This is a genomic window from Limnoraphis robusta BA-68 BA1, assembly GCF_034932365.1.
Lineage (GTDB): Bacteria > Cyanobacteriota > Cyanobacteriia > Cyanobacteriales > Microcoleaceae > Capilliphycus > Capilliphycus robustus.
The window spans coordinates 1-5,150 of record NZ_JAYGHR010000123.1 but is presented as its reverse complement, the minus strand read 5'-3'; the positions used below and the strand labels follow the sequence as shown (position 1 = coordinate 5,150).

Genomic DNA, 5,150 nt, shown 5'->3' with positions numbered 1-5,150 from the left:
TGAGATGACCCACTGCTTGGAGGGAGAAACCCCAAAAAGTAAGGTTGCTCGTAGAGCCAGGAAACCCCATCAGTGATGATGGGAATCCACCTCCATAATCTTTTGATTTGGAGGTGGAGGATGTCAATGCAGGATAAGCCGTTGGCGATGAATATGCAACAGTTCCAACTCCTGCTGACTGACCTGCTCTAACATATAGAGAACCTGTTCAGGACGCAGTTGAGTTCCATCGTTGTGACACCCTCCGACATAGCGTAAAGTCACCGTATCAGCTTGTTCGGTGTCCGGCATCCCCATCTGTTGGCTAGCTTCCACGAACTCGAACTCAAACAATTGTTCACGTAGATTAAGATACCGAATCTTTCTCGATTTTGTGGTTTTCTCCCAGATGATCTCCTGACAATCTAAAACGGCTGTAATCCACTCTAACCATTGTTGTTGTTTGAACCCAGACTGTTTCCCTGTGATCGTTAACCGATATTCCGCTTTGTCAAGTAACTGAGCCGCAGTTGGTGATTTCACATCCATCCGTTCAACATGATAGATGGGTAAATCCGCAGGTAAATGAGTCTCTAACATCTCCCTAAACCGCTCAACCTCCATTGACTCGGTGAGATCAAATTCCACAATTTCACCGCTACTGGTTGCCCCCAACGGTAGCGCATTCGCCGCCGAAATCCGAGGACTGGGATGATATCCTCCACTAAAGGCGATCGGTAAAGAAGCCCGCCGAGTCATGCGATCCAACATTTTCATTAAATCTAAATGCCCCACTAAAGCCAGATCACCCTGTTTGCCGATAATCACCCGCATTCGTTCGACTCGTTGGGTGTCAGGGACAAAATGACCCGCAAATTGGGGAATAGGGGGCGGTTCAATCACAATATTATGACCAAAATCAACCCCACAAACCCCACAGTGAGAACAGCCTTCAAAAGAACAATCCGGTACTGTCGCTGCTTCTAACGCCCGTTGTAAATCTTCCTTTAACCAATTTTTGTCAATTCCGGTGTCAAGATGATCCCAAGGCAAAGGCTGATCAAGTAACTGTTGAGTTGTTATTTCCGAGTCTCCCAACTCCATGACATTCCATTCGCCATTCTCGACTTGACGATATTTCCAACTTAAACCCGCTTCGGCGATCGCCTCTGTCCAAGCCGCAAACGCCCGATCTTGGCTTTCCCACCAAGCATCCATCCCGGCTCCGAGTTCCCAAGCCCGACGTAAAACCGGGGCTAAACGGCGATCGCTGCGTCCCACAAAATCTTCCATCGCCGAAATACGAACATCGGTAAAATTCACCTTAATGCCTTTCATCCGCCGAAATTCAGCTTTGAGTAAGTCTTGCTTGCGTTTAAACTCTGTCGTTGAAACGGAGTGCCACTGAAAGGGTGTATGAGGTTTCGGCGTAAAATTAGAAATTGTTAGATTAAAATTCAACCGTCGTTGCTTAGGTACATAACATTCCCGTTGTAACCATCTGACGGTTTCCGCTATTCCCAAAATATCCACATCAGTTTCGCCTGGTAAACCGATCATAAAGTAGAGTTTGATCTTATCCCAACCTTGTTCGTAGGCTGTCTTAACGCCCCGTAAAAGTTCTTCGTTGGTTAACCCTTTATTGACAATATCGCGCATTCGTTGAGTGCCTGCTTCTGGGGCAAAAGTCAGGCTACTTTGACGCATCCCGCCAATAATATTGGCAATATTTTCATCAAAGCGATCAACCCGTTGACTGGGTAAAGATAGAGAAACATTTTGATCTTTGAGGCGGTTTTTGATTTCTAACCCTAAAGCGGGTAAAGCCAAATAGTCTGAACAACTGAGCGATAGTAAGGAAAACTCATTATATCCGGTGGCTTTCATGCCTTTTTCAATGGCATCAACCACTTGTTCCGGTTCCACGTCTCGGGCGGGACGAGTTAACATTCCCGGTTGACAGAAGCGACAGCCTCTTGTACAGCCCCGTCTCACTTCGATTACTAAGCGATCATGGACGGTTTGGACATAGGGTACCATCGTAATGGAATAGGCAGGCATGGGGGTTGCGACGCGCCGCAGAATGCGTTGGGGAACATCGGGGCGGTTGGGATGCACGGAACCGTCTGCTGCCATGTCGTAGAATTGAGGCACATAAACGCCGGGAACTTGGGCTAAGTCGAGGAGAAGTTGTTCACGGGTTAAATTGTTGGTTTTGCCTTCTTCGAGAATTAAGCCAATTTCTGGTAATAATTCTTCACCATCTCCCAGGGCGATAAAGTCGAAAAAGTCGGCGTAGGGTTCGGGGTTGGAGGTGGCCGTTTGTCCCCCGGCAAATATTAGGGGATATTGTCCCTGGGGTGTATTTCCGTCTGGGTTTTGGCGTTCTTTCCAAGTTAGGGGAATTTGAGCCAAGTCCAACATTTCTAGGATATTGGTGACGCCGAGTTCATAACTGAGGCTAAAACCGAGAATATCAAACTCGGGTAAGGCACGACGCGACTCTACAGCAAATAAAGGGGTTTGGGTTTGGCGGAGTTTTGCGGCGAGATCGGGAGCGGGGAGATAGGCGCGATCGCAAAGCTGACGAGGTTGAGTATTGAGGATATTGTAAAGAATGATATGTCCTAAGTTTGAAGCGCCGACTTCGTAGATTTCTGGATAGGTCAAGGCCCAATGAACTTGGGCGGAGTCCCAGGGTTTATGTTTGGCGCCTAGCTCGTTGCCTAAATAGCGAGCAGGTTGATTAATATCGGGGGTAATGAGTTTCTCTACTGCTACTATCACTGTTAACCTCGCTTTGCATGACGGTTTTCCTCAGTTGAGGAACTTTAAATCATTGAGTTCCCCCTCAGCTTACCAATTTGAGTTTAACAGTTCTTCATTATCTTATCGGAAATTTAACGTTTTTGTTTGATTAAATACTGACAAAAATGGTATTTTAGTGTATAGCAGTTTGGGGAGCAACAAGTTTGGAACAAATTGCTCCATCTGATAATCTAAGTGGATGAGATGCAGCAGAGTTTGATGATGTGGGGGAGTGGAATTTAAACTCGGCAACGATTAGCGATCGGGTGAGTTGTTGTGGTGATACAGATCACTCAAAAGTTTACCTTAAGATCACAAGCGTTGAGCCGTATTCATTAGAGAATTAACATAAGCAGAGTTACCCAAATAGCAATCATGGCAGCTACCAATGTAATTCACCAACTTGTTTCCAAGGCTTTGTACTTCAAACGCCTAACACCGGAAATCGAAAACGAGATTAATTGCGAATTAACTCGACTTGGCTATATTTCTGATACAGACTATGAAGCCTTAGAACTGTTGATGGAAGAAATGGATGCAGGTCGTGTCCAACTTGTCCCGAGTTCTTAACAACAATGGAGGTCAGCTCAAGTTAGACCCATTGGTGCATCTATATTGAGCAAGCAATATTACCATTGTTTTTGAGCTGTTTTTTAACTCGAATTTTAGGTGGAATTTCTCTCAGTATAAATGAATTGAATTTCAACAGGTTTCACCCTAAAAAAACACGAAAAACTTGAAGGTTATCTGATGTTTTAATGAAAATTACTCAAACTGATCTTCTACTCAAATGGCTCTGAATAGCCTTTCCGTTTGAGATGTAGATTTTTTCTAATATTTCTGAAGGTTCTGGTCAAACCTTTAGCACTTAACTTTTTTTGGTATGATCTCTAGGCTATGCCATTCGACTGTTATTTGCGCTCATGCAATTTGCTAAACGTCTAGAGAAGATTCCCCCCTACTTGTTCGCTGCAATCAATCGCAAACGAGAAGAATTACTCGCCCAAGGAATAGATCTGATTAACTTGGGAGTGGGTGATCCGGACTTACCGACTCTAACTCCAGTGCTGCAAGCCATGCACGCAGCCTTAGAAGATCCTCAAACTCATAATTATCCTCCCTACCAAGGTTTGAGTGAGTATCGCCAAGCAACGGTTAGCTGGATGGAACGTCGGTTCGGGGTTGTCGGACTTGATCCGCAAACAGAAGTGATTTCTTCCATCGGTTCCAAAGAAGCCATTCACAACACGGCTTTGGCTTTTGTTGAACCGGGAGATTTTACGTTAGTTCCTGATCCGGGTTATCCCGTATATCGCACTTCAACGCTGTTTGCAGACGGGGAACCCTACCCGTTCCCCCTGAAAGCTGAAAATCGCTTTCTCCCAGACTTGAGCGCTATTCCTGAAGCCGTCGCCCGCAAAGCTAAGTTACTTTGGATTAATTATCCCAATAACCCGACAGGTGCAATAGCTTCACTAGAAGATTTAGCACAAATGGTTGCTTTTTGTCAAGAGTACGATATACTTTTATGCCACGATCACGCTTATTCAGAAATTGCTTTTGATGGCTATCAACCGCCGAGTGTTTTGCAAGTTGCGGGGGCGAAAGAAATAGCAATTGAGTTTCATAGCTTATCGAAAACTTATAATATGACGGGCTGGCGAATTGGGTTTGTGGTGGGAAATGCTAAGGCAATTCAAGGGTTAACTCAAGTTAAGAGTAATGTAGATTCGGGTGTGTTTAAAGCTATTCAAAAAGCAGCGATTACGGCTTATTCTATTTTACCAGAAGAACGTCAAGATTTAATTTCAATTTATCAAAAACGGCGAGATTTGTTAATTGCGGGGTTACAGTCAATGGGATGGTTAATTGAACCTCCGAAAGCAACGCTTTATGTCTGGGTTCCGGTGCCGCCTGGTTCTAGTTCTACAGAATTTGTGACGTTACTGTTAGAAAAATGTGGGATTATTGTAGCGCCTGGGAATGGTTATGGTTTAGCGGGAGAAGGGTTTGTTAGAATGGCAATTACCATTACAGAAGCCCGAATTAAAGAAGCCATTGAACGGATGAAAAAGGCGGGAATTCGTTATGTTTAAAACCTCTCCCTAGCCTTCTCTTACAGAGGGAACAGAATAACCTCTCCCTAACCTTTTCTATCCCCCCTGCCCCCCGATGATCGGGCAGGGCCGTTTCGTTCTAACCCGAAAACTTGATTTGTGGGGAGGTGGGGAGGCGCGGGAGGTGGGGAGATGGGGGGAATTTTTATTAACAAAAAGCTATTTTTCATCGGAAAAAAATCCTCTCCCCACCACCCCATCACCCCATCACCCCATCAACCCCGGCAATTTTTAACTGAGAATGAA

Annotated in this window: 3 protein-coding genes; 2 read left to right on the top strand and 1 reads right to left on the bottom strand. The window is 45.0% G+C overall.

From position 1 onward, the window contains the following. Positions 1-123: 123 nt before the first annotated feature. Positions 124-2,766, bottom strand: coding sequence for a TIGR03960 family B12-binding radical SAM protein (locus VB836_RS30210; RefSeq protein WP_323225244.1), 2,643 nt, complete (start codon positions 2,764-2,766; stop codon positions 124-126). 396 nt (positions 2,767-3,162) lie between these two features. Between VB836_RS30210 and VB836_RS30205 the strand changes: the two genes are divergently transcribed. Both VB836_RS30205 and VB836_RS30200 read left to right on the top strand, forming a co-directional pair. Then, entirely contained in the window at positions 3,163-3,357 is a 195-nt protein-coding gene (locus tag VB836_RS30205) for a hypothetical protein (RefSeq protein WP_046277581.1), read from the top strand. Positions 3,358-3,710: 353 nt separating this feature from the next. Next, on the top strand, positions 3,711-4,883 hold the full coding sequence (locus VB836_RS30200; RefSeq protein WP_323225241.1) for an LL-diaminopimelate aminotransferase: 1,173 nt from the start codon (positions 3,711-3,713) through the stop codon (positions 4,881-4,883). Positions 4,884-5,150 lie beyond the last annotated feature (267 nt).

Bases quoted from the DNA above. Each gene is read 5' to 3' on its own strand.
- VB836_RS30205 (WP_046277581.1), top strand. From the start codon at position 3,163: ATGGCAGCTACCAATGTAATTCACCAACTTGTTTCCAAGGCTTTGTAC.
- VB836_RS30200 (WP_323225241.1), top strand. From the start codon at position 3,711: ATGCAATTTGCTAAACGTCTAGAGAAGATTCCCCCCTACTTGTTCGCT.